The following is a 22,658-nucleotide window of genomic DNA, read 5'->3' on the forward strand; positions in this document are numbered from 1 at the left end:
CTCGGAGGGACGCGGTGGGTCGGGGCGGGGCGCGGCGGGGCGCGGTGGGGCGCCGTGCGCTATACAGCGATCTGTCCCCTGGACCCGGATAGCGCTACCGGTGGTGTGTGAACGCGTCTCGAAGGGCGCGACCGAGCGGTTGCTCGACCGATTCACGCGCCGCCCTCCACGAGGTAGTCGTCGACCATCGCTTCGAGGCCGTCGAGGACGGGTTCGACGCGCTCGTCGCTGGCGAAGATGGCGCGGCGGTTCTGGCCCGAGCGGATGGCCGCGACGTACGTGACCGCGAACGCTTCGGGGTCGACGGCCCGGAACTGCCCCGACTCGACCCCTTCCTCGACGGCGTCGACGACGAACTCCTCGAGGAAGTCGGAGTCGTACTCGACGGCCTCGCGGAGGCGGTCGTCGTAGGGCGCCTGCGCCTCGATCTCCAGCAACATTCGACAGAACTTCACGGCTTCCTCGTCGTCGTCGGTGTCGCCGCCCCGCAGCATGTACCGGGCGAGTTCGAGCAGGCGCTCGCGCGGGTCGTCGCTGTCGGCGCGGGTCTCGACCTCGGCGGCGAGGTGGTCGAGGCCGTTCGTGAACATCGAGAACACCAGGTCCGCCTTCGTCTCGTAGTAGTAGTGGACCAGCGACTGGCTCACGCCCGCTTCGTCCGCCACCGCCTGCGTCGTGAAGGCGTCGAACCCCTCCTCGACCAGGACGCCGTAGGCCGCCCAGCGGATCTCGTCCTCCGTCGACGACTCCTCGTCCTCGTTCCCGTCGGACGCCCCCGCCTCCCCGGGGGGATCCTCGTCGGTCGAACTATCGCTCATGGAACTGTTTGAGTACTCAATCAAATAAATGTCTGGCGGAATCGGAAGCGCCGGAACGGGGCGAGCGGGGCGGTTCGGGTGCGGTCGTCAGTCGGCGACGGCGGGGGTCGGGTCGTCGTCTTCGACGACGCTCTCGGTCCAGGTGCCCCGGAGGAACCACGTGCAGACGATCAGCGCCGAGCCGACGTGCATGAACGCGAGCGCCCACCAGGCCCCGGTCGTGCCCATGTCGAAGGTCGTCACGAGCACGTAGGCGGGCAGGACCTGCAGGCCCCAGACGGAGGTGACGGACATGATCATCGCGGCGCGGGTGTTCCCGGCGCCGTTGAAACAGCCCTTCACGACGTGGAACGCGCCCATGAAGGCGAACGTCGGCGCGACGATCCGCATGAACGTCTCGCCGATGTCGACGACGGTCGCCGCGTCCGGGCCGGCGATGAACACGCCGACGATCTCGCGGGCCCAGATCACGCCGACGGCGCTGACGACGACGTACGCCGCGGCGAGCATCCCGAGCGCGAGGTAGACGGCCCGTCTCGCGCGGTCGGCCCGCTTCGCGCCGAGGTTCTGCCCGACGGCCGTCTCCACGCCCATCCCGAGCCCGACCGCGGGGAGGAAGACGAAGGAGGTCAGCCGGGCGCAGATCCCGAAGGCGGCGACGGCCGTGGGACTGACGAGCGCGACGACGGCCGTCATCGCCGAGTACGACAGCGCGCCGGAGCTCTGCTCGATGCTCGCGGGATACCCGATCTCGATTATCTTCGCCACGGTCTCGCGTTCGAGTCGCAGGTCCGCGAGCGACAGCGAGAGCCCGAGTCTGCCGGAGAACAGGAGCGCGACGCCGGGGACCGTCGCGAGCGCCCGCGAGAAGATGGTCGCCATCGCCGCGCCGCGGACGCCGTGACCGGTGAAACCCGTCGCGTCCAGCAGCGAGGCTTCGAGGCCCCGAGCGCCGACGATGCCGAACAGCGGGTTGTCGGCGAAGCCGAAGATGAACACGGGGTCGAGGACGACGTTGACGGCGACGCTGACGGCCATCAGGTACATCGGGGTGCGGGTGTCGCCCCAGCCTCTGAGCAGCGACTGGAAGACGAAGAAGCCGAACATGAACCAGACGCCGAGGAAGATCACCCGCATGTACTCCAGCGAGTAGGCGAATATCGTCGACCCGGGCTCGGCGCCGATGAGTCTGAGGAAGGTGGGCGCGAGCAGGTAGCCGATGGCTCCGAGCGCGAGCGAGAAGACGGTCACGAACGCCAGCGTCTGGCCGGCGACCTCGTTGACGCGCTCGATGTTGCCGGCGCCCTTGTGCTGGGCGACGAGGACGCTCCCGGCCAGCGTCAGCCCCCCGCCCAGCGAGATGAGGACGAACACCGGCGGCCAGGAGAACGAGAGGGCGCTGACGGCCTCGCCCCCCAGCCTGCCGACCCAGAAGGTGTCGACGAGGTTGTAGACGACCTGGAGCAACTGCGTGAGGACGATCGGCGCCGAGAGCGCCACCAGCGGACGAAGCAGCGACCCCTCCGTGAGGTCGTAGTCGCTGTCCTCGACGTGGTCGTCGGCGTCGACACCGTCACTGTCGACACCGTCAGCGTCGAGGTCGTCGGCGTCGCTCTCTATCGGTTCGCCTGTTCCGTCGGTCTCGTGTCCCGTCCCGTCTGGCTCGTCTCCGTCACCCATGGCTCGTCACTCCCGACCGGGGTCCGCGGGCGATCCGGCCTGTGTGTCGAAGCCGTGCGGTTCCACCGGCTTGAGTGTCGGGGGTGCCGTGAGTCCCGTTCGCACGCACTCTCACCGGCGACTCACCGCTCGTCCTCCGCGTCGGACCGGTCGCCGTCCGCGCCACCGACGTCGCTCTCCTCGACCACGAGCAGGTCGTCGATCAGGTACTCCTCGACGGCGGCGAACGCGTCGTCGGTCGGCGCGTCGTCGCCGAGGATCACGTCGTGGGACTGCGCGCCCTCGATGGCCGAGCGAAAGAGGGCGGCGTAGCGTTCGGGGTCCACGTCGCGGAACTGTCCCTCGTCGATCCCCTCGCGGACGATGTCGGCGACGACGCCGCGGATGAGCCGGTCGTTCTCGACGAGTCGGCCCTGCAGAGCCGGGTCGAAAGGAGCCTGCGCGCGCATCCCGAGCAGCGCGGTGTGGAAGTCCCGCGTCTCGTCGGGGTCGCCCACGCCGCGGACGACGATCTCCGCCATCCGCAGGAGTCGGTCGCGCGGGTCGGCGTCCGCGTCGCCCTCGACTTCGCCGATGAACTCGTCTAAGAGGTGGGCCATGAACGCGACCATGAGGTCCGCCTTGGAGTCGTAGTGGTAGTGGATGAGCGACTTGCTCTTCTCGAACTCGTCGGCGATCGCCTGGACCGTCAGGTCGGCGTAGCCGTGCTTCGCGAGCGCGCGGAACGTCGCCTCCATGATCGCCTCGCGCGTTGAGTCGTCCTCGGCCATATCTGACTGAATGTCCGATCAATACGTAAATACCCGTCGCTCGGCGGCCGTCGCGAGGGCGACGGTGCCGGGAACTCGTCGGTGAGCGCGGCGAGTCGGCGCCGCACGGTCGGGCGATCACTTCCGCCCCGGTCCCGATACCCTTTAGCCGTCCACCGGTAACCTTCCTGCAGATGGCGAACTCGAACGCGAAAGGCGACCGCCGCGAGCGCGAGCTCGTCAACGAACTCGACGCGGCGGGCTTCGCGGTGATGCGCGCCCCCGCCAGCGGGAGCGCGACCGAGCGCGAACTCCCCGACGTGCTGGCCGGCGACGGCGACGACTTCTACGCCGTCGAGGCCAAATCCTCCGCCGGCGACCCCATCTACCTCGACGGCGAGGAGATCGAGGCGCTCCTCTTCTTCGCCCGGAACTTCGGCGCCAAACCCCGTATCGGCATCCGCTTCGACCGCGAGGACTGGTACTTCTTCCACCCCGGCGACGAGGCGGTCCACGTCACCGACGGCGGGAACTACCGCGTCAAGAAGGAGACCGCCCTCGCCCACGGCACCGACTTCGACGAACTCGTCGGCCACTCCGAGAAGGTCACCCTGGAGGAAGTCGCCGACGACGGCCCCGATCAGGCGACGCTGGACGTGCTCTCCGCGCTCGAACGCGGCGATCTGACGAAAGAGGAAGCCGCCGAGATGCTCTGACCGCTCATCCGGCCACGACCGCCCGACCCCGCTCGACGAGGTACACCAGCCCACCGAGCCAGCCGACGAACTGCAGGACGTTGATCGCCGCGATACCGGCCGTCCCGGCGACCGCGAAGAGACCGAAAATCACGAGTACGACTACACCCGCCTCGTCGAGCGGGAACGCCGAAGTGTCCATGCGTCGAACAGTTCCCGACTGACGGTAAATCGCGGGGGGACGCGACCGACTACTGGTCGCGCACCGCCTCGCCGACGGTCGTCACCTCGATACCCCGCTCGCGAGCGGCGTCGACGACCGCACCGACCCGCTCCGGCGGGACGGTCTCCCAGTCGGTGTGACCCGCCAGAATCCCGAGGCCGCCGCACTCGGCGACGCTGTCGAGGTAGGTCTCGATCTCGACCATCCGCATGTGACTCGTCTCCAGATAGTAGCGCCGCAGGTCCAGCGGCGACGCGCTCGGCGGGGCGTGCTATCGTCGGCGGACCGCTCGTCAGCGACCGGCGACGGCGACGCTCCCGGTCGTGGACACGTCGACGCCGAGACTCACCGCGGTCACGACGAGGAGCGCGGCGACGACCAGTCCGATCAGCCAGTAGACGGGGTAGCCGCGCTCGACCGCGAGATACAGCCCCAGTCCGACCAGTCCGGGCGCGAACCCCATGAGGAAGAGGACGACGACGCCGACGCCCCACGTGAAGTGATACTGGCCGGTCGCGTGGTCGTCGCGGAGCCCGCGAACGAGGAAGTACGTCAGCGCGACGACGGCGGACCCGACGGCGAGCACACCGATCCAGGGAGGGAGTGCGAGCGCTGGAGACACGGCCGAACACTCCGCGCCCAATCGTTTGAAATTTCTGCTAGAACTGCGCCGGGCTCGGTCCGCTCAGGCCGGGATCCGTTCGCGCAGTGTCCGGTCGACGATCTCGGCGTCGTCGACCCGTTCGAGGCGCGAGAGCGGGAACGAGTAGCGCCGAGGGGGGTCCGAGCGGGCGAGGTCACCGAGATAGACGGCCTCGACGACGAGGTCGTCGGCGGGGTACGCCGCGTTGGTCGCGTAGTCGGCGACGGTCTCGCCGACGCCCTCGATGACGACCTCGCGAGCGCGCCGGGGGGTGACGCGGACGACGACGAGGCGGTCGCCGGCCTCGCGGTCGCGCACGACGTCGCCGTGCTCCAGTCGGCAGGCCCGACAGAGGTCGGGCGCCCCCTCGTCTTCGGGGACGAACGTGTCGACGCCGCAGGCGTCGCAGCTCGCGGCTCGCCTGCCGGGAGCGGGGACGCGCCGGGTGGTGATTTCGATGCCGACGCGGCGGAGGTGTTTACACTGCCGGTCGCGGATCTGGTTGTCCGGACAGCTGCAACTGCCGGCGGGGAGGTCGACGACGTAGGTCGCACCGCTCTGACTGTCGACGGCGTAGCGGCCGTCGCCCAGCGGGCGGACGGCCATGCGCTCGGTCCAGGCGCGCGCGGCCCGCTCGTCGAGCCGTCGAACGTCCGGTGCGAGTGCAGTTTTGCGGGTCTGGGTAGGGGTACCTGATTCGGACATAGGCGTTCGGACGCTCGTTTTTCTCGCAATCGCGTCCAGTCGAAACGTAGGTGCCGAACGACCCTAAGTCCGTCGCGGGTGTGCGCCCGCGCGAAGGCCGGCCGCCTCCCCGCGAGTGGTCGAACCCGACGCGGTCGCGAGCGCGCGCTTCGAAGCGCTTTTGCCGAGGCCGGGGAAACGCTTGGCCATGGAAATCGACCGGAAACTGGTCGCCGAACTCGCGGTGTCGGCGATCTCGGTCGTCTTGTTCGTCGGTGCCGCCTACGTCGTCAGTCAGAACTACGCGATCCCCGGCAACGGGGCCGGAAACGGCTCCGTCTCGCCGGCCCTCCAGCCCGAGGGCGGGCTGGCGATGGTCGGCGTGATCGGCCTGTTCGTCCTCCTGATGGCCGTCGCCGGGCTGATCATGTACCGCGCCGACTTCGACGGAGAGTAGCCCCTCGATCGCGGCTTCGTGGCCGTCGTTCTCCGCTCACATTTCCGCTCTCGCGTCCGTTCTCGCCGACGAGATTCCTCGCTCAGGCCTCGGAGTCGGCTTCGGCGTCGTCGTCGCCGCGCTGTTCGCGCCAGTCGGTGAGGTCGTCCTCGTCCTCCTGGTCGAGGCGGTGTTCGTAGTAGTTGAGCGGGTGTGACTCGTCGATGACGTCCTCGCAGATGTCGTCCTTGTTGACGCAGTCGCCGTAGGACTGCATCGTCGCGCACGACGGCGGCGAGTAGTCGGTGGGGCTGGTCGCCCCGCGGATGTGGTCGACCTGGTAGCGGGTGGCCTCCTCGCCGAAGCCGGGGTTCACCTGGAAGATGTCGACGATCTCGTCGGTCGTCATCCCGATGCTCGTCAGGAAGGAGGCGATGGCGAAGCGGGAGTGGTGTTCGAGGTGTTCGCCCTTCTGGACCCGGTCTAAGAGGGACTTCATGCACGGCGGGAACAGTTCCGGGACGACGGTGTCGATGTCCCGGGTGAGGTCGAGTTCCGAGAGGCGCTCGCGGAGGTCGGCGGCCTCGGCCTCGAGTTCGGACTCGATGGCCGCCGGGACGTTCAGGGGGAGGCCGTCCTCGACGCGGTGGCGGACGGCCTGTCGGAGCAGGACGAGCAGTTCCTCGCCGTCGACGACGACTTCGCCGTCGGCGAGCGCGCGGTTGACCAGTCCCCACTCGTCCCCGCGCTGGTCCGAGGCGAGGTCGAGGTACGTGCCGACCTCGACGCGGAACTCCCGGGACTGGCCGTCGCTGACGACGGCCGAGCCGTCGCCGATACCACCGCCGGAGCGCCGCTCCGGCGAGGTCTCACTCGCACCGCTCGCGAGACTCCCGTCGGCGGACCGTATCACGCCCGAGAGGTCGAACTCCGCGAGCAGGTCGGAGAGGGAGAGCTGTTGCGCGTTCGCGGATTTGAGCTCGGTCGTGTCGGCGAAGTCGGCGGTGAACCGCTCGTAGGCGGTCGCGGCCTCGGCCTCGGCGTAGCGGCGCGTGAGAATGTGTTCGTCGACCTGGGAGACGAGGACGCGCGCGACCGGGTAGGAGAGCAGTTCGATCCGGTCGACGTCGTGGGCGTCGCCGACCGTTCCGTCTTCGAGCGCCCAGACCACGCGCTCGACACCGCGCTCGACGACCGCCGCGTCCTCGGCGACGAGGGCCGCGAGGTCGACGCCGGCCTCGCCGACCGCCTGCCGGGCGGTCTCCCGGAAGGGATAGCGCGCGTGGATGGGCTGGATCGTCATCGGCGCTGTGTTGTGACCACCACCGAATAAACCCGACGGTGTCGGGAACGGTCGTCCGCAGAACGATTTCGAACTCGCGGCGATATCCGCGTCTCAGTCCTCGTGGAGCGCGCGCAGTTCCTCGGCGACGGCCTCGCTGTTGTCGGCCTTCCCCTGCACGGCGCGCTTGTAGCGGCGGTACTCGCCGCGGCTGACGTGGATCTCCTCGGTCTCGCCCTGTCGGGTGACCTCCAGTCGGACGGTCCCCTGCGGGTTGTTACGGAGTTTGAACGAGGCGACGGCCGAGAGGACGAACCACAGCGCGATCGAGCAGCCGACGAAGTACACCATCGCGGTGGGGAACGCCAGCGAGTCGGCGGCCTCGACCCACTGTCCGGGGTAGGCGCGGCGGAAGAGGCCGACCCCGGCGACGGTGACCGCGGCACCGACGAGGACCCCGAGGCGTTCGCGGCGGCTCGCGGGCAGGACGGCGACGACGCCGAGGAACATCGCCGGGATCCCGAGGCCGGCGAGGACGCCGGCGACGCGGCGACTCTCGACAGTCGTCGTCGCGTCGAAGAGGCTCGCCAGCCCGGTCGTCAGCACGAGGATGGCGCTCACGACGGCCAGCGCGCCGAGGACGAGCAAGCTGGCGCCGGCCGACACGCGCCGCGGGTCGCGCCCGGTCCACTCCCCGCGGTCGTACGCCTCCGAGAGACTGGGCATGGGCGGTGGTTGACACGCGATCTACAAAACTACCCGTCAGACGAACGCATGACACCGACACTCGCACTCGCGAGCCCGCGACGGTCGCCGGTGCGGTCCCGCGGCCCGACCGGCCGAACCGATTCGGGCCGGGTACGACAGTCCTCACCACGGGTTAGAAACCGTTTAGGGCGCAGGCGCCGAGTCGCAGGTATGAGCCAACAGGAACCCGAACCCCGCGACGACGAGCGGGAGGGGAAACCCGAGGACCTCCCGAGTTCGGAGGTCACCGAGGGCGTCGAGAAGGCGCCGCACCGAGCGATGTTCCGCGCGATGGGCTACGACGACGACGACCTCTCCTCGCCGATGGTCGGCGTCGCCAACCCGGCGGCGGACATCACCCCCTGTAACGTGCACCTGGACGACCTCGCCGACGCCGCCTACGACGGCATCGACGAGGCGGGCGGCATGCCCATCGAGTTCGGGACGATCACCATCTCCGACGCCATCTCGATGGGGACGGAGGGGATGAAGGCCTCGCTCATCTCCCGCGAGGTCATCGCCGACTCCGTGGAACTGGTCGCTTTCGGCGAGCGCATGGACGGGCTCGTCACCATCGGCGGCTGCGACAAGAACATGCCCGGCATGATGATGGCCGCCATCCGCACGGACCTCCCGTCCGTGTTCCTCTACGGCGGGTCGATCATGCCCGGCGAGCACGACGGCCGCGAGATCACCATCCAGAACATGTTCGAAGGGGTGGGCGCCGTCGCGACCGGCGACATGAGCGAGGACGAACTCGACGAGATGGAACGGCAGGCCTGCCCCGGTGCGGGCTCCTGCGGCGGGATGTTCACCGCCAACACGATGGCCTCGATCACCGAGGCGCTCGGGTTCTCGCCGCTGGGCAGCGCCAGCCCGCCGGCGGAGGTCGAGGAGCGCTACGAGGTGGCCCGTGAGGCCGGCGAACTCGCGACGGAGGTCGTCGAGGCGCGGCGGTCGCCCTCCGACTTCCTCTCGCGGGAGTCCTTCGAGAACGCCATCGCCCTGCAGGTCGCGGTCGGCGGGTCGACCAACGCCGTCCTGCACCTGCTCGCGCTCGCGGCCGAGGCCGGCGTCGACCTCGACATCGAGGACTTCAACGAGATCAGCCAGCGCACGCCGAAGATCGCGGACCTCCAGCCCGGCGGCGAGCGGGTCATGAACGACCTCCACGAGGTCGGCGGCGTCCCGGTCGTGCTGAACGCCCTCTACGAGGCCGACCTGATCCACGGTGACGCGCTGACGGTCACGGGCAACACGCTCGGCGAGGAACTGGAGGCGTACGACCCACCGGCCATCGAGGATCTGGACGCCGACTACCTCTACACGGTCGACGAACCGAAGAACGAGCAGGGCGCCATCCGCATCCTCACCGGCAACCTCGCGCCGGAGGGAGCCGTCATCAAGATCTCGGGCGAGGAGTACCGCCGCCACGAGGGCCCCGTCCGCATCTTCGACGAGGAGGAGAACGCCATGCAGTACGTCCAGGAGGGGAAGATAGAGTCCGGCGACGTGATCGGCATCCGCAACGAGGGGCCCCGCGGCGGTCCCGGGATGCGCGAGATGCTCGGCGTCACCTCCGCCGTCGCCGGGCAGGGCCACGCCGACGACGTGGCGCTGTTCACCGACGGTCGGTTCTCCGGCGCGACGCGCGGGTTCTCCATCGGCCACGTCGCCCCCGAGGCGTACGTAGGCGGCCCCATCGCCGCACTCGAGGACGGCGATACGATCACCATCGACATCGACGAACTCGAACTCTCGGTCGACCTGACCGACGAAGAGATCGAGGACCGACTGGAAGACTACGACCCGGAACCGACCTACGACAGCGGCGTCCTCGCGAAGTATCACCGCGACTTCGGCTCCGCGGCCAACGGCGCAGTGACGAACCCCGGCGCTCAGTGGGACTGAGCAAACCCGCAGGGTTTGCGAAGGTCGAAAGGCGACCGCAGGGAGCCTTTCGGAAGTGAGAGAAGCCGAAGGCTTCTCGAACGCCGATAGACGAGCGGAGCGAGTCTATCGGAAGTGAGCGATATCTCCGATATCGCGAGGGTCGAACATCGAGCGAAGCGAGTCTTTCGGTGGCGGAGTCGTCGGTTCCCGAACGGAGTGAGGCGGTCGGCGACTGACGGACCGACGGCGGCGGTCGACGAGGCCTCATATTAATTTCACAACTGATTATCGGCGACACAAGGCATATGCGGAATGCCTCCTAACGTGCGGGCACTGCGGATAGCTGGCCGTCCGTTCGACACCGCTATCAGATACCGAATATGAAAGACGGAAAGCAGGGGGACGACGACGTCGAAGAGCACACCGACCGTTCAGAAGAGACCGTCGCGTTCGAGCACTACGACTGGGAGAACGGTGACCGCCCGAGCATCGCGGTCGCCGAGGCGGTGGCGGCGGTCACGAACAGGAGTGTAACGGCGCTCCCGCCGTTACAGGAGTCGGTGGACGCCGACGCCCTCGACGCCGTCGTCCGGTCGGGTGACGAGCCCGCCGTCCGGGTCTCCGTCGAGTACGCGGGGACGACCGTGACGGTCACCGGCGACGGTCGGCTCGAGATCGACACCGGCGCGGTGTAGCTCACTCCCTGCAGGCTTCGAGCAACTGCCTCGCGTGGCGCACGTGGAAGTCTTTCTTCTCGCCGTCCTCGGCCGCGAGCGCTCGCTGGAGGTGAACGTCGATACGGTCGATCGAGTCGTGGTCGAGCGTCCCGAGCGACGGCTCGTCCGTCCCCCCCGGTTTCTCTTGTGTCTGCCCTGTCATTGGTCCGTGTCACCTGTTACCTCTCCCACGCCCCGTTTATAGGTTCTGGTATTGACACGTGTCTCTGGGCGACAGTTCGGTTCGGAGACGAGTCGTCTGGGCGGGGGCGTCCGCCGGAGTCAGAGGTGTTCGGCGACGGACGGGGCGGCGCTGACGGTGCTGACGGGGCGCTCGATGGTGTCGGTGCCGAAGATAGCGGTCGTGCCGGCGCGTTCGAGTTTCGTCCGGGCGTCGGCGGCCAGCATCGGGTGGACGCACGTGACGAACACGCGGGCCGCGTCCCGGTCCGTGAGCACGTCGATCGCTTCGGCCATCGTCGACCCGGTCGCGACGATGTCGTCGACCAGCACCACGTCGCGGCCGGCGACGGCGGCGTCGCTCGGTTCGACGGTGACGGTGCCGGTGTCGTAGTCGCGCTCCTTCTCGAAGTAGTCGAGGTCGCCGCGGCCGTGGGCGTCGCGGGTCGTCGCCGCGAGGTCGACGGCCCCTTCGTCGGGCGAGAGGAAGAGCGGGTCGGAGAGGTCGCCGGGGAGCGGTTCGGCGAGGCGGGCGGCGGCGTCCACGGGCTCGGCGGGGACGGTGAAGAAGTCACAGACGGCCGTCTCGTGGGGGTTGACGGTGAGGACGCGGTCGGTGCCGGTCGAGACGGCGCGGGCGACGGCGCGGGCCGAGACGGGTTCGCCCTCGGTGAACGCCCGGTCCTGCCGGGCGTAGCCCATGTAGGGGAGGACGGTCGTCACTTCGGCGGCGCCGGCCTCGCGGACGGCGTCCTGGAGCTGGAGCAGTTCGACGTGGGCGTCGCTGGAGACGGTGGAGCCGACGACGACCGCGTGGTCGGCCGCGTAGTCGGTCAGGGTGGCCTGGAGCTCGCCGTCGGGGAAGCGGTCGTACTCGACGGCGGCCAGGTCCCGACCCGTCGCGTCGGCCAGTGCGGCCGCGAACGCCTGTGACGTGGACCCGCTTACGATCATGTGCGGGTGGTCGCTTTCGCCGGTAAACACCGTTTCGGTTGCGAGGGCCAGCACCGACGGCCTCCGACCGGCGACTCGGTGGGCCGGGGGCGACCGGGGCTCCGTCGTCTCGCGATACTGTCGAGGCGATGGCCACGCAAGGGGCGGCGCTCGCCCGACGGCCGTCGAGCGGTTCGGAGTCGACGCTGCGGACCGCGTCGCGTCGACGGTGGCGCCCGCGCCGACCACCACGTCCGACGCCACACCGGGTCCGACCGTCTCCGCCGGACCGGTCGCCGAGGAGACGGTCGAGGGGTCGGGCGCCGGATTCGGCGTGCTGGGGACGCTCGCGGCGCTCAGCGGCGGAGTGTTCTCCCGCTATCGGGAGTGAATCCGGGCCGCAGTCAGGCGACGGCCAGCGCCGCCACGTCCGGCAGCCCCAGCGCTCGCGACCGCCAGCCACCGGCGCCGTCGGCGGTCGTCTCCGGGTCGGCCTCGACGAGGAAGGTCCCCGTCTCGGTCACGGCGTAGACGCACTCGCCATAGCCCACGTCGACGACGGGGCCGTCGACCGGCAGATCGACTCGAGTCCACTCGTCGCCGTCGCGGGCGAAGAGGTCGTCGGCGGTCGCGGCGTGCGCGTGGTCCCCGCCGGCCGCCACGGCGGTGAACTCCCCGTCGCGCTCGCGGAGCCAGCCGTTGCCGAGTCGGTAGAGGCCGTCGTCGGTCGCCGCGAGCGGGACGCCGTCGTCGGTGGCCACGTCGGTGACGGCGTCGAGGCCGACGTCGACCAGTTCCTCGCCGTCGACCCGGAAGACGCCGTCGGCGGCGGCGACGAACCCGTCGGAGAGCGCGCGGACATCGCCGACGCTCCCGACCGTGACCCACTCGTCGTCGCGATAGCGGGAGACCTGACCGGACTCGTCGGCGGCGAGCACGCCGTCCCCGTCGGCGCTCACGGCGACCGCGGGGCCGAAGTCGAGCGAGTCGAACGCCTCGGGTCCGACGAGCACGGCGTCGTCGGTGGCGACGACGACCGCGCCGTCGCTGGCGGACACGTCGCGGGCGAGACAGCGGTGCGCGAGCCCGAATCGGCCGACCTGGTCGCCGGAGACACGCACGGTAGCCACGCCCTGTCCGGTGGCGAGGTACGCGACCGTCTCCTCGCGGCGGTCGCCGTACATCCGCTTCTCCTCGATAGCGCTCATACGCCCGCTGGGCGGGCCGGGAGTGAAAACCTGCCGCCTCACCGGTTCGGGGCGAGCTGGGGGCGACGACAGCCCCGCACCCTCGCGCCGTCGGGCACTCCGCGGTCACTCCGCGGCCGCCCACTCGCCGATCGGGCTCGCGGCGACCCACGGGTCGGCCCGCCAGGGCATTGGCTCCGGGCGGACCGTCCGGGTCGCGGCTTCGCGGGTCACGAGCCCGACGTCGGCGAGCAGCGGGAGGTGCGTGTGGTCGAGCGAGAGCGAGACGACCTCCGAGACGGCCTCGGGCACGTCCTCCCGACCGGATCCGCGCTCGTGAGCCGCGACGGCGACGGCCAGCTCGCTCTCGCTCGTCGGCCCGCCGGTGAGGAGTTCGTGCAGGACGACCTGACGGCGCTCGCTGGCGAGCGCGGCGAGCACCGGGTCGTACGTCGGGTCGGGGTGTTCGGTGATCAACCGGTGGACCCACTCGCCGTCGAACGCCGAGTCGGTCGCGTGCCCGACGAGCCCGGTCTCCGGGTCGAACCGCACCGCCCCCGTCTCGGCGAGCACCGGCAGGTGGACGTGATACAGCGTGCTCTGGACCGGGTCGGGGTCGGAATCGCCGTCGGGAGACGGCGTGGCTCGCCTGTCGGCGATCGCCGACGCGAGCACGTCGACCGTGACGGTCTCCCCGCGGTCGACCAGCACGGCGAGCGCGACCCTGCGGGTCGCGACCGACAGCGCGTCCAGCACCGACGGCGACGCCGTGGGGACCTCCATCGTACTCCGAACCGCTCGCCCGAACCATATAAACGCCGGCGAGACGGGTCGCCGTTCGAATCGGCCCCGGAGAATCGGCGACTACAGCGCCTTCTTGTAGGCTTCGAGCGTCTCCTCGACGTCGTCCTCCGTGTGCGCGTACGTGACGAACTGCGCCTCGAACTGGTTCTGCGAGAGGAACACGCCATCCTCTTTCATCTCCTCCCAGAACACGCGCCGCCAGCGGTCGGTCTGGCCGGCGGCGACCTCGGCGGCGTTCTTGGGACAGTGGTCGAAGCGCGGGCAGTCGGGTCGCTGGGAACAGCCTCCTTCGCAGTGGTCGTCGAACGTGTTCGGCGCGTCTCGCGAGAAGAGCACTTTGAAGATCCCTTCGGTGCCGGCGACCGTGTACTCCGGTGCCTGGTCCTGGACGATCTCCTGCAGCCCGGTCCGCAGTCGCTCGCCGAGGTCGTTGATGTGCTGGTGGACATCGTGCTCGGCGGCGTAGCGGAGCGATTCGAGCCCGGCGGCCATCGTCACCGGGTGCCCGGAGAAGGTGCCGGCCTGGAACACGTCGCCGGAGGGGGTGAACTGCTCGATCAGCTCGGGCGGGCCGCCGATGGCGCCGACCGGGAAGCCGCCGCCGATGAGTTTGCCGAACGTCGTCAGGTCCGGTTCGACGTCGAACTTCCCCTGGGCGCACTGGAGGCCGCCGACGCGGAAGCCGGTGATGACCTCGTCGAAGATCAGGAGGGCGCCGTTGTCCTCGGTGAGGTCGCGCAGCGTCTCGTGGTAGCCGTCGACGGGCGAGACGATGCCCATGTTCGCGAGGATCGGTTCGACGAGGACGGCCGCGATGTCGTCGCCGTGGTCCTCGAACACCCGCGCCGCGGCCGCCTCGTCGTTGAACGGTATCGCGAGCGTGTGCTCGGCGAACTCGTCGGGGATCCCCGGGCTGGACGGTTCGACGTCGTCGTACTCGCCGGAGACGAGCGTGGTCTCCTGGGCGCCGTGGTAGCCGCCCTGCATGACGACGATCTTGTCGCGACCGGTCGCGGCGCGGGCGAGTCGGCAGGCCGAGACGGTCGCCTCGGTGCCGGAGTTGACGAAGCGGATCATCTCGACGCTGGGGACGTGGCGCGCGACGAACTCGGCGTGTTCGACCTCGATCTCCGTCGGCGCGCCGAACATCGGCCCCTCGCTGACTCGCGACTGGACCGCCGACTCGACCGGCTGGGGGAGGTCGTGGCCGTACAGGAGCGGGCCCAGCCCCTGGACCCAGTCGATATAGCGGTTGCCGTCGGCGTCGACGACGTGGCCGCCGTCCCCGTGCTCGACGAAGAAGGGATAGGGTTCGACGGCGGCCCGCACGGCGGAGTTGACGCCGCCCGGCATGACCGACAGCGCGCGATCGTAGAGGTCACGTGACCGGTCGTGGTTCATACCCACCGGTTCTCGCTCGTCTCCCAAAGGCGTACCGAGGTTGGCCGGACGCTCCGGGTCCTCCTCGGCCCTTCGGACCCGAACGGGTTCGTTCTCGATCGTTCCGGCGTGGCTGTGAGCGTGACCGAACTCGTCGCTGCGGCGCGCGCGTCTCAAAACCGGCCGAGGTCACCGATGCCGTCCATCGTCTCGTCGAGCGCGTCCCGCGTCGACACCGACTCGCTCCCGTCGACGGAGAGCGCGCTCTCGACGGCTTCCATCGCGCCCTCGATCGGATCGTGCGTCTCGACGTACGCGGCGAGCGCGAACGCCTGGTCCGAGACGCCCGCGAGTTCGACGGCTTCGGTCCGGGCCAGCTCCCCGGTCAGCCAGTCGGAGACGATCTCGCGGCCCATCGGACCGACCGGCGACACGTTCTCGCCGAACAGGTGGAGCGCCTTCGCGCCGTCGGTCGGCGGGATTCCCGCGACTCGCGCGCTCGCGCCGACGCTCTTGCCCTCCGCGTAGGCCTCGACGAGCGTCGCCGCGGCCGCGGGGGAACAGGGCAACTCCGCCGCGAAGGGGTCCAGTCGCTCGGCGAGCGAATCGGCGGTGCGGTCGACGGTCGCGACCCCCGCCTCCCGCTGCTCGTCGACCACCTCGATCCCGGCGGCGATGTCCGAGAGCCCCATCGACCCGGGCTTCGTCCATCTCGAATGTAAATGTTTCCGATCCAACAACACCGCCACTCGGGCCCTGATGGCAGCAGCCCGTTCCGGCGACGGCAGATACTTCACGCTGGCCGCGCCGGGAGTTGGCATGGCAGACCCACTCAGATACGGGATCGTCGGCTGTGCGGGGATCGGGAACACGCACGCCGAGGCCGTCCAGTCCGCCGACGGCGCGACGCTGGCCGCGTGTGCCGACCTCGACAGCGAGGCCGCCGCGACGTTCGCCGACGAGCACGACGTGGCCGAGACGTTCGAGGACCCGGCGACGATGGTCGCGGAGGGGGACGTCGACGCCGTCAGCGTCTGTACCCCGAGCGGCACGCACGCCGACGTCACGACCGCGGTCGCCGAGGCTGGTGCGCACGTCCTTTGCGAGAAACCGCTCGACGTGACCGCCGAGCGCGTCGACCGGATGGTTCGGGTCTGCGACGAGGCGGGGGTCACGCTGGCGGGCGTGTTCCAGCGGCGCTTCGACCCGGCGGTCCGCAGAGCCAGACGCGCCGTCGAGGAGGCGGAGATCGGCCGCCCCATCCTGGGCGACACGCACCTCAAGTGGTTCCGGTCGCAGCGCTACTACGACTCCGCGGAGTGGCGGGGTACCCGCGAGATGGACGGCGGCGCGTTCATGAACCAGGGGATCCACTCGCTCGACGCCCTCCAGTGGGTCATGGGCGGCGTCGAGTCCGTCCAGGCTGAGACTGGCGCGCTCGCCCGCGAACTGGAGTGTGAGGACACCGGTGCCATGGTCCTCCAATTCGAGAACGGCGCCATCGGCACCGTCGCCGTCTCGACCGCCGTCACGGGCGGCACGGATCGAACGGAGATCAACGGCACGGAGGGGTCGTTCTCGCTCGGCGACGCCGGGCTCACCGACTTCAGAGTCGGCACTGGTGAGCAGTCGAAGTGGAGCGCCGAGACCGAGGAACGCGAGGTCGAGGGCGACCCGCACGAGGCCGGCGAGGGTCACGACGGCGTCGTGCAGGACTTCGTCGACGCCGTCCGCGAGGGTCGGGAACCCGAGGTTCCCGGCTACCAGGCGCGCGCGGCCATCGACATCATCCTCGCGGCCTATCGGTCCGCCGAGACCGGCGAGCGGGTCCGGCTGGACGAGATCCGCGGCGACTGACGGCGCCCTTCTGTCGGTCTGTCTGATCGCTCCGATCACACGACTCCGTGTCCACTCTATCGGCCGATAATATTGCCTGAACTGCCGCTTTTATGCACTCTGATAGCTGGCGAGGATGATTGAAGGCGGAGAACTGGAGAGTGTAGATCATGTCCGCACAGGTAGCGGCAGACACGGAGAAGTACACCATCGAGGTCGACGACGACATCGACGCGATAGTTCACACGTGGGACGCGTTCGCGGCCGGGCAGGAGTTCCGCGACGGGTGTAACGAACTGCTCGACGTGATCCGCTGGAACGGCAAGTCGAAACTGCTCGTCGACACGAGTGGGATCCAGGCCCACGACGAGGCCGACAAAGAGTGGCTGCAGGAGGAGTGGATACCCGAGACGATCGAGACGGGCATCGAGTACAGCGTGTCGGTCACCGGGGACAGCGTCATCTCCGAGATGGAGATGGAGGAGTTCGTCGACCAGGCACAGGACCTCGACTACACCTACGTGCTGGCCGGCGACATGGGCGAAGCCAGAGAGTGGATCGCCGAGCAGTAGTCCCACCGCACTCGCCGAGCAGCGGCCGCCGCTCGCTCGCTACGGGGTAGTCCCACCGCATCGCCGATCCGCCTTTCGCGAACCGACCGTGCCGGGACCACCTACCGGTAACCGGTATGTGGATCGGCGGCCTCACGGCCGGAGAGCGGGGGTTACCGCACCGTTTATTAACCCCCTGCCGGGCCAACGCTCGTGTATGAGCACGACAGTCACCGCCTGTCCGGAGTGCGAGGGACGACTGCGAAGCGACGACAGCGAAACCGTCTGTGCCAGTTGCGGCCTCGTGGTCGCGGAGGACAACATCGACCACGGGCCGGAGTGGCGCTCGTTCGCCGACGACGACACGAACCCCGAACGGACGGGCGCGCCGCTGACTCGCTCGCGTCACGACCGCGGTCTCTCGACGGAGATCGGCCGTTCCACTCGACTGAAGGGCCGCAAGCGCCGGCGGATGGCCCGTCTGCGCCGGCAGCACAACCGGACGAAGATCGGGTCGAAAGCCGAGCGCAACCAGGTGTACGGGTTCACCGAGATCCGGCGGCTGGTGAGCGCGCTCGGCCTCTCGGACCACATCCGTGACCGCTCCTGCGTCCTCTTCGAGTCCGCACAGGACGAGGACCTCCTCCGGGGTCGCTCGCTGGAGGGGTTCGCCGCAGCGACGGTGTACGCCACCTGCCGCACGGCTGAAGTCTCGCGGACCGTCGACGAAGTCGTCGGTGAGGCCCGCGCCTCGAAGGCGGAACTCTCCGCGGCCTACGACGCGCTGAACCGCGAACTCGGCCTCCCGACGGGACCCATCGACCCCGCCGAATACCTCGCCAGGTTCGCCAGCGACCTCGACCTCCCGAAGGAACTCGAAGGGCGCGCCCGCGAACTGGTCCAGCGAGCGCGTGACGGCGGGCACGTCGACGGGCGCAACCCCGCGGGCGTCGCCGCCGGCTGTCTCTACACCGCCGCCACAGAACGCGAGTACCCGCTCACCCAGCAGGCGGCCGCCGACGCCGCCGACGTGACGCCGGTCACGCTGCGGGCCACCTACCACGCGCTCTCCGAGGACGCCTGACCGCCGCTTTCCGGGCCGCATCGATTATCAGCTCTCGTACCTATCAGCCGAATCACTGTAATGTAGTTCTCCAAACAGTTATCGGAGACTGGTGAGACGGTCCGTCCGTGTTCGAACTGTCTGGTTCTGCGGGTTCGGAACACCCGTACGGGGTGAGGGGCGGTGACACACCACCGTTCGTTTCAAATCACGGGGGTGTCAACGGAGTGGATCCATGGGTGTAAGCGTGGATTCGGACGGGGCGGGTGACCCGGTTCCGGGCGACGGCGACGAAGGGTCGGGCCATCCGGTCGTGTGGCTCTTCGACGAGTACGCGCGGCCCCACTGGAAACAGCTGGTCGGTGGGCTCACCTTTACGACGGTCGAGCAGTTCCCGGCGCGCCTGCCACCGGTGCTCATCGGGCTCGCCATCGACGCGGTGTTGCTCGGGTCGGGCCCGTTTCGACTGCCGCTGGTCCCCCGGGCCTGGCTCCCGACGGCGATGGCCGACCAGTTGCGCCTCCTGCTGGCGCTACTGTGCGGGAGTTTCGCGGCGGTCGCGCTCGTGAACTTCTTCGGTCGGCGAGTGCTCGGGCGCTTCGGGCAGTCCTTCCAGCACGAGATCAGGACGGAGGTGTTCGACACCGTCCAGCGCCTGGAACTGGACTACTTCGACGAACACGACACCGGCGAAGTGATGAGCATCCTGAACGACGACGTTCAGGAGGTGCAGACGCTCGTGTTCGGCGTACTCGCGCGCGGGTCGAACATGACGATGACCGCCGTCGCCACCTACGCCTACATGCTCTGGCTCAACTGGCAGCTCGCGGTCGTCCTCGCCGTGGTCCCGTTCGTCCTCTTCGGGCTCAGCTACTGGTTCTCGAACTGGATCGAACCCAGACACCAGGCGGTCCGCGAGCGCGTCGGCGACCTCAACAGCCGACTCAACAACAACGTCGACGGCGTCTCGGTCATCAAGGCATTCGGCACGGAGTCGGCCGAGCGCGACCGGGTTCGCACGGCCTCCAGGGACCACCGAGAGGCACAGTGGGACGCCCACTGGGCGGGGGCGACGATGGATCCGGTCTCCCGGACGGTCTCGCAACTCGGGCGCGTGGTCACCATCGTCGTCGGCGGGATCTGGGTGCTCACCGGGCCGCCGCTGTTCTTCACGGGCACGCTCACGCCCGGCGCGCTGTTCACCTTCTACATGTTCGTCGGCTCGCTGCTCACCTCGATGCAGGGCATCGCCCGCGTCGTCGACGGCTACCAGAACGGGAAGGCCGCGGCGACGCGCCTGCGCGACATCGTCGCCAACGACAGCGTCGTCGAGCGCTCCGACGCGGCCGACCTCGACGACCCGGACGGGGTCGTCACCTACGACGACGTGACGTTCACGTACCCGAGTCGTGACGAACCCACGCTGGAGGGCGTCTCCTTCGACGTCGACGCGGGCGATACGGTCGGTATCGTCGGATCGACCGGTGCCGGCAAGTCGACCGTCCTCAAACTCCTCGTGCGCTTTTACGACGCGGATTCGGGACGGATCACCGTCGACGGTCGTGACGTACGGGACGTCACCGTCGAGAGTCTCCGCGACTCGATCGGCTACGTCTCCCAGGACCCGTTCCTCTTCTACGGGACGGTCCGGGAGAACGTCGCCTACGCACACCCCGACGTCGACGACGAAACGGTCGTCGAGGCCGCGAAACTCGCGGGCGCCCACGAGTTCGTCTCCGAGTTACCGGACGAGTACGACACGCAGGTGGGCGAGCGAGGCGTGAAACTCTCCGGCGGCCAGCGCCAGCGGATCGCCATCGCCCGCGCCATCGCCCGCGATCCGGCGATTCTCGTCTTCGACGAGGCGACCAGCCACGTCGACAACGAGACCGAGGTGCTCATTCAGCGGACGCTGGACGAACTCGCGGCCGACCGCACCACCTTCATGGTCGCCCACCGCCTCTCGACGGTCCGCGACGCGGACCACATCTTCGTTGTCGACGACGGCGAACTCGTCGAGCGCGGCACGCACGAGGACCTGCTCGCCCGTGACGGCCTCTACGCCAATCTCTGGCACGTGCAGGTCGGGGACGTGACGGCGCTCCCGGAGTCGTTCCTCCAGCGGGTGCGCCGAGGTGATACCGCATGAGTGACGACCCCGACGGATCCAGCGACGACGGTCCCGCGGATTCCGACGACGGCCCTGTGGACTCCGACGACGACCCGTATCGTGCGGACGCGAGGTGGCCGGTGCTCGCGCTCCTCCGGGAGTACGGCCGATCGCACTGGCACCTCGCGGTCGCAGGCCTCCTGCTCCGACTGCTGTGGATCGTGCCGGGGCAGGCGGGGCCCGCCCTGATCGGGTACGCCTTCGACGCGGTGTTCAGCGATGCGAAGCAGTTCCGACTGCCGCTCGTCCCGCAGGCGTGGATCCCGCAGACCCAGCTCGGACAGATCTGGGTCGTCGCGGGCCTCCTCCTCGCCATCTCGGTCGTCGGGCAGGCAGTGAAGTGGCTCCGCACGCTCTCGTGGGGGGCCTTCGCCTTCCGCCTCCAGCACGACGTCCGCGTCGAGACCTACGACACCGTCCAGCGCCTGGAGATGGGCTTTTTCGACGACCACCAGACGGGCGAAGTCATGAGCATCCTCAACAACGACGTCGACGCGATGGAGAACTTCTTCACCAGCACCATCGACGACGCGATGACCATCGTCGCGTTCATGCTGGGGATCAGTTTCTACATGGTCCTGCTGAACTGGCAGTTCGCGCTGGTCGCGCTGTCGGTCGCGCCGGTCATCGCCGTCGCCAACTACTACTTCTCCGGCAAGATCGGCGAAATCTACGGCGCTGTCCGGGAGGCCCAGGGCAAACTCAACGCGCAACTGCGCAACTCCATCAGCGGCATCTCGGTCGTCAAGGCGTACACCGCCGAACCGTTCGAACGCGAGCGCGTGGAGCGCTCCTCTCAGACCGTCGTCGACGCCTTCCTCGACGCGATCCGCCTCGGGTCGTATCACTACCCCGCGATGCGTGCGCTCACCGGCGTCGGCCTCGCGCTCACCTTCGGCGTGGGCGGGTACTGGGTGATGAACGGGCCACCCGGTCCCTTCACCGCGTCGCTGACCGCGGGGACCCTCGTCACCTTCCTGCTCTACACCCAGCACATGGGCTGGCCGCTCCAGGACATCGCGGGCGTCATCGAGAGTTACAGCAGCGCCAGCGCCTCCGCCGAACGGCTCCTCGGCATCCAGCGTGCGGCACCGACCGTCGCGGAAGCCGAAGACGCGACGGAACTGACCGACGTTCGCGGCCGGGTCACGTACGAAGCCGTCACGTTCTCGTATCCCGAGAGCGAGCGCGCGGACGCACCGGTCACGGCGACGGACGCGGGGCCGGTCGTCGAGGACGTCTCCTTCGACGTCGACCCGGGTGAGACCGTCGGCATCGTCGGTCCGACCGGGGCCGGCAAATCGACCCTGCTGAAACTGCTCGTCAGGTTCTACGACGTCGACCGGGGCCGCATCCGCGTCGACGGCCACGACGTCCGCGACCTCACGGTCGACAGTCTCCGGGACGCAGTCGGGTTCATCAGCCAGGACCCGTTCCTCTTCTCGGGGACGATTCGGGAGAACGTCTCCTACGGCACCGCCGCGGTCGACGCGGAAACCGTCTGGGACGCCCTGGAGCGGGCGGAGGCGGCCTCGTTCGTCGAGGACCTGCCCGACGGCATCGACACGACCATCGGCGAACGCGGCGTGAAGCTCTCCGGCGGCCAGCGCCAGCGGATCTGTCTCGCCCGTGTGATGATCCACGACCCCGAAATCCTCGTCCTCGACGAGGCGACCAGCCACGTCGACAACGAGACCGAGGCGCTCATCCAGCGCTCCATCGAGTCCGTCGTCGCCGACCGGACGACGCTGGTCGTCGCACATCGCCTCTCGACGGTCAAAGACGCCGACCGCATCGTCGTCCTCGACGACGGTCGCGTCGCCGAGCAGGGCAGCCACGCCGACCTCCTCGACCGGAACGGACTGTACGCCACCCTCTGGCAGGTCCAGGTCGGCGAGGTCCAGTCGCTCCCGCCGGCGTTCGTCGACCGGATCGAGCGCCGCGCCGACGCGCTCGACACCGACGACTGACCGCCTCGAGGATCCGCT

The 22,658-nt window shown here is 69.2% G+C and carries 25 protein-coding genes; 10 read left to right on the forward strand and 15 right to left on the reverse strand.

Annotation, left to right across the window (positions count from 1 at the left end):
* Nucleotides 1-152 precede the first annotated feature (152 nt).
* The 3 genes from D1409_RS06625 to D1409_RS06635 form a co-directional block, all read right to left on the reverse strand.
* Complete coding sequence (locus D1409_RS06625) at nt 153-818, reverse strand: TetR/AcrR family transcriptional regulator (protein WP_123535335.1); 666 nt, start codon at nt 816-818, stop codon at nt 153-155.
* 87 nt (nt 819-905) lie between these two features.
* A complete protein-coding gene (locus tag D1409_RS06630; protein WP_123535337.1) occupies nt 906-2,498 on the reverse strand; it encodes an MATE family efflux transporter in 1,593 nt (530 codons plus the stop codon).
* Between the two features lie 122 nt (nt 2,499-2,620).
* Nucleotides 2,621-3,268 carry a TetR/AcrR family transcriptional regulator gene (locus D1409_RS06635; protein WP_123535339.1) on the reverse strand — a complete coding sequence of 216 codons (648 nt, stop codon included), beginning with the start codon at nt 3,266-3,268 and terminating at the stop codon, nt 2,621-2,623.
* A gap of 173 nt (nt 3,269-3,441) precedes the next feature.
* On the opposite strand from D1409_RS06635, the gene hjc reads away from it, so the two are divergent.
* Nucleotides 3,442-3,963, forward strand: coding sequence for a Holliday junction resolvase Hjc (gene hjc / locus D1409_RS06640; protein WP_123535341.1), 522 nt, complete (start codon nt 3,442-3,444; stop codon nt 3,961-3,963).
* Nucleotides 3,964-3,967: 4 nt separating this feature from the next.
* Here hjc and D1409_RS24370 read toward each other — a convergent pair whose 3' ends face one another.
* From D1409_RS24370 to D1409_RS06655, 4 genes are all read right to left on the reverse strand, one after another.
* A complete protein-coding gene (locus D1409_RS24370) occupies nt 3,968-4,144 on the reverse strand; it encodes a hypothetical protein (protein WP_164471592.1) in 177 nt (58 codons plus the stop codon).
* Between the two features lie 49 nt (nt 4,145-4,193).
* Complete coding sequence (locus tag D1409_RS06645; RefSeq protein ID WP_206424993.1) at nt 4,194-4,376, reverse strand: hypothetical protein; 183 nt, start codon at nt 4,374-4,376, stop codon at nt 4,194-4,196.
* Nucleotides 4,377-4,457: 81 nt separating this feature from the next.
* Complete coding sequence (locus D1409_RS06650) at nt 4,458-4,787, reverse strand: hypothetical protein (protein WP_164471593.1); 330 nt, start codon at nt 4,785-4,787, stop codon at nt 4,458-4,460.
* 63 nt (nt 4,788-4,850) lie between these two features.
* On the reverse strand, nt 4,851-5,513 hold the full coding sequence (locus D1409_RS06655; protein ID WP_123535345.1) for an SWIM zinc finger family protein: 663 nt from the start codon (nt 5,511-5,513) through the stop codon (nt 4,851-4,853).
* Between the two features lie 187 nt (nt 5,514-5,700).
* Here D1409_RS06655 and D1409_RS06660 point away from each other — a divergent pair, with 187 nt between their 5' ends.
* Nucleotides 5,701-5,949 carry a DUF7472 family protein gene (locus tag D1409_RS06660; protein WP_123535346.1) on the forward strand — a complete coding sequence of 83 codons (249 nt, stop codon included), beginning with the start codon at nt 5,701-5,703 and terminating at the stop codon, nt 5,947-5,949.
* 82 nt (nt 5,950-6,031) lie between these two features.
* On the opposite strand, the gene priL is transcribed toward D1409_RS06660, so the two are convergent.
* Together priL and D1409_RS06670 are read right to left on the reverse strand one after the other, a co-directional pair.
* Nucleotides 6,032-7,225: a DNA primase regulatory subunit PriL gene (gene priL, locus D1409_RS06665; protein ID WP_123535968.1), complete on the reverse strand. Its 1,194-nt coding sequence runs from the start codon at nt 7,223-7,225 to the stop codon at nt 6,032-6,034.
* 99 nt (nt 7,226-7,324) lie between these two features.
* On the reverse strand, nt 7,325-7,936 hold the full coding sequence (locus D1409_RS06670; RefSeq protein ID WP_123535348.1) for a DUF7139 domain-containing protein: 612 nt from the start codon (nt 7,934-7,936) through the stop codon (nt 7,325-7,327).
* A gap of 192 nt (nt 7,937-8,128) precedes the next feature.
* Between D1409_RS06670 and ilvD the strand changes: the two genes are divergently transcribed.
* Together ilvD and D1409_RS06680 are read left to right on the forward strand one after the other, a co-directional pair.
* A complete protein-coding gene (gene ilvD / locus D1409_RS06675) occupies nt 8,129-9,868 on the forward strand; it encodes a dihydroxy-acid dehydratase (RefSeq protein WP_123535350.1) in 1,740 nt (579 codons plus the stop codon).
* 362 nt (nt 9,869-10,230) lie between these two features.
* Complete coding sequence (locus D1409_RS06680) at nt 10,231-10,545, forward strand: HalOD1 output domain-containing protein (RefSeq protein WP_123535352.1); 315 nt, start codon at nt 10,231-10,233, stop codon at nt 10,543-10,545.
* A gap of 1 nt (nt 10,546) precedes the next feature.
* On the opposite strand, the gene D1409_RS06685 is transcribed toward D1409_RS06680, so the two are convergent.
* Together D1409_RS06685 and prs are read right to left on the reverse strand one after the other, a co-directional pair.
* A complete protein-coding gene (locus D1409_RS06685; RefSeq protein ID WP_123535354.1) occupies nt 10,547-10,729 on the reverse strand; it encodes a hypothetical protein in 183 nt (60 codons plus the stop codon).
* A gap of 119 nt (nt 10,730-10,848) precedes the next feature.
* Entirely contained in the window at nt 10,849-11,700 is an 852-nt protein-coding gene (prs, locus tag D1409_RS06690) for a ribose-phosphate diphosphokinase (protein WP_123535356.1), read from the reverse strand.
* A gap of 208 nt (nt 11,701-11,908) precedes the next feature.
* On the opposite strand from prs, the gene D1409_RS24375 reads away from it, so the two are divergent.
* Nucleotides 11,909-12,070, forward strand: coding sequence for a hypothetical protein (locus D1409_RS24375; protein ID WP_164471594.1), 162 nt, complete (start codon nt 11,909-11,911; stop codon nt 12,068-12,070).
* 13 nt (nt 12,071-12,083) lie between these two features.
* Here the strand turns inward: D1409_RS24375 and D1409_RS06700 are convergent, their stop codons facing one another.
* The 4 genes from D1409_RS06700 to D1409_RS06715 form a co-directional block, all read right to left on the reverse strand.
* Complete coding sequence (locus D1409_RS06700; protein WP_123535361.1) at nt 12,084-12,887, reverse strand: HVO_0234 family beta-propeller protein; 804 nt, start codon at nt 12,885-12,887, stop codon at nt 12,084-12,086.
* Between the two features lie 105 nt (nt 12,888-12,992).
* A complete protein-coding gene (locus D1409_RS06705; protein WP_123535363.1) occupies nt 12,993-13,649 on the reverse strand; it encodes a DUF7344 domain-containing protein in 657 nt (218 codons plus the stop codon).
* Between the two features lie 81 nt (nt 13,650-13,730).
* Nucleotides 13,731-15,071, reverse strand: coding sequence for a glutamate-1-semialdehyde 2,1-aminomutase (hemL, locus tag D1409_RS06710; protein WP_123535365.1), 1,341 nt, complete (start codon nt 15,069-15,071; stop codon nt 13,731-13,733).
* A 152-nt stretch (nt 15,072-15,223) separates the two neighbouring features.
* The gene (locus D1409_RS06715; protein WP_123535367.1) at nt 15,224-15,742 is read right to left on the reverse strand and encodes a DUF7858 family protein; all 519 of its coding nucleotides are present in this window, start codon (nt 15,740-15,742) and stop codon (nt 15,224-15,226) included.
* Nucleotides 15,743-15,869: 127 nt separating this feature from the next.
* Between D1409_RS06715 and D1409_RS06720 the strand changes: the two genes are divergently transcribed.
* The 5 genes from D1409_RS06720 (at nt 15,870) to D1409_RS06740 (ending at nt 22,640) form a co-directional block, all read left to right on the forward strand.
* Nucleotides 15,870-16,907, forward strand: a complete 1,038-nt coding sequence (locus D1409_RS06720; RefSeq protein WP_123535369.1) for a Gfo/Idh/MocA family protein — start codon at nt 15,870-15,872, stop codon at nt 16,905-16,907.
* Between the two features lie 149 nt (nt 16,908-17,056).
* Nucleotides 17,057-17,458, forward strand: a complete 402-nt coding sequence (locus D1409_RS06725) for a hypothetical protein (RefSeq protein WP_123535371.1) — start codon at nt 17,057-17,059, stop codon at nt 17,456-17,458.
* 196 nt (nt 17,459-17,654) lie between these two features.
* Nucleotides 17,655-18,521, forward strand: coding sequence for a transcription initiation factor IIB (locus D1409_RS06730; protein WP_123535373.1), 867 nt, complete (start codon nt 17,655-17,657; stop codon nt 18,519-18,521).
* A gap of 214 nt (nt 18,522-18,735) precedes the next feature.
* A complete protein-coding gene (locus D1409_RS06735) occupies nt 18,736-20,649 on the forward strand; it encodes an ABC transporter ATP-binding protein (protein ID WP_123535375.1) in 1,914 nt (637 codons plus the stop codon).
* Nucleotides 20,646-22,640, forward strand: coding sequence for an ABC transporter ATP-binding protein (locus tag D1409_RS06740; protein ID WP_123535376.1), 1,995 nt, complete (start codon nt 20,646-20,648; stop codon nt 22,638-22,640). Before D1409_RS06735 ends, D1409_RS06740 begins: the two co-directional genes overlap by 4 nt.
* Nucleotides 22,641-22,658: the final 18 nt, after the last annotated feature.

The organism is Halosimplex salinum (assembly GCF_003730195.1).
GTDB classification, from domain to species: Archaea; Halobacteriota; Halobacteria; order Halobacteriales; family Haloarculaceae; genus Halosimplex; species Halosimplex salinum.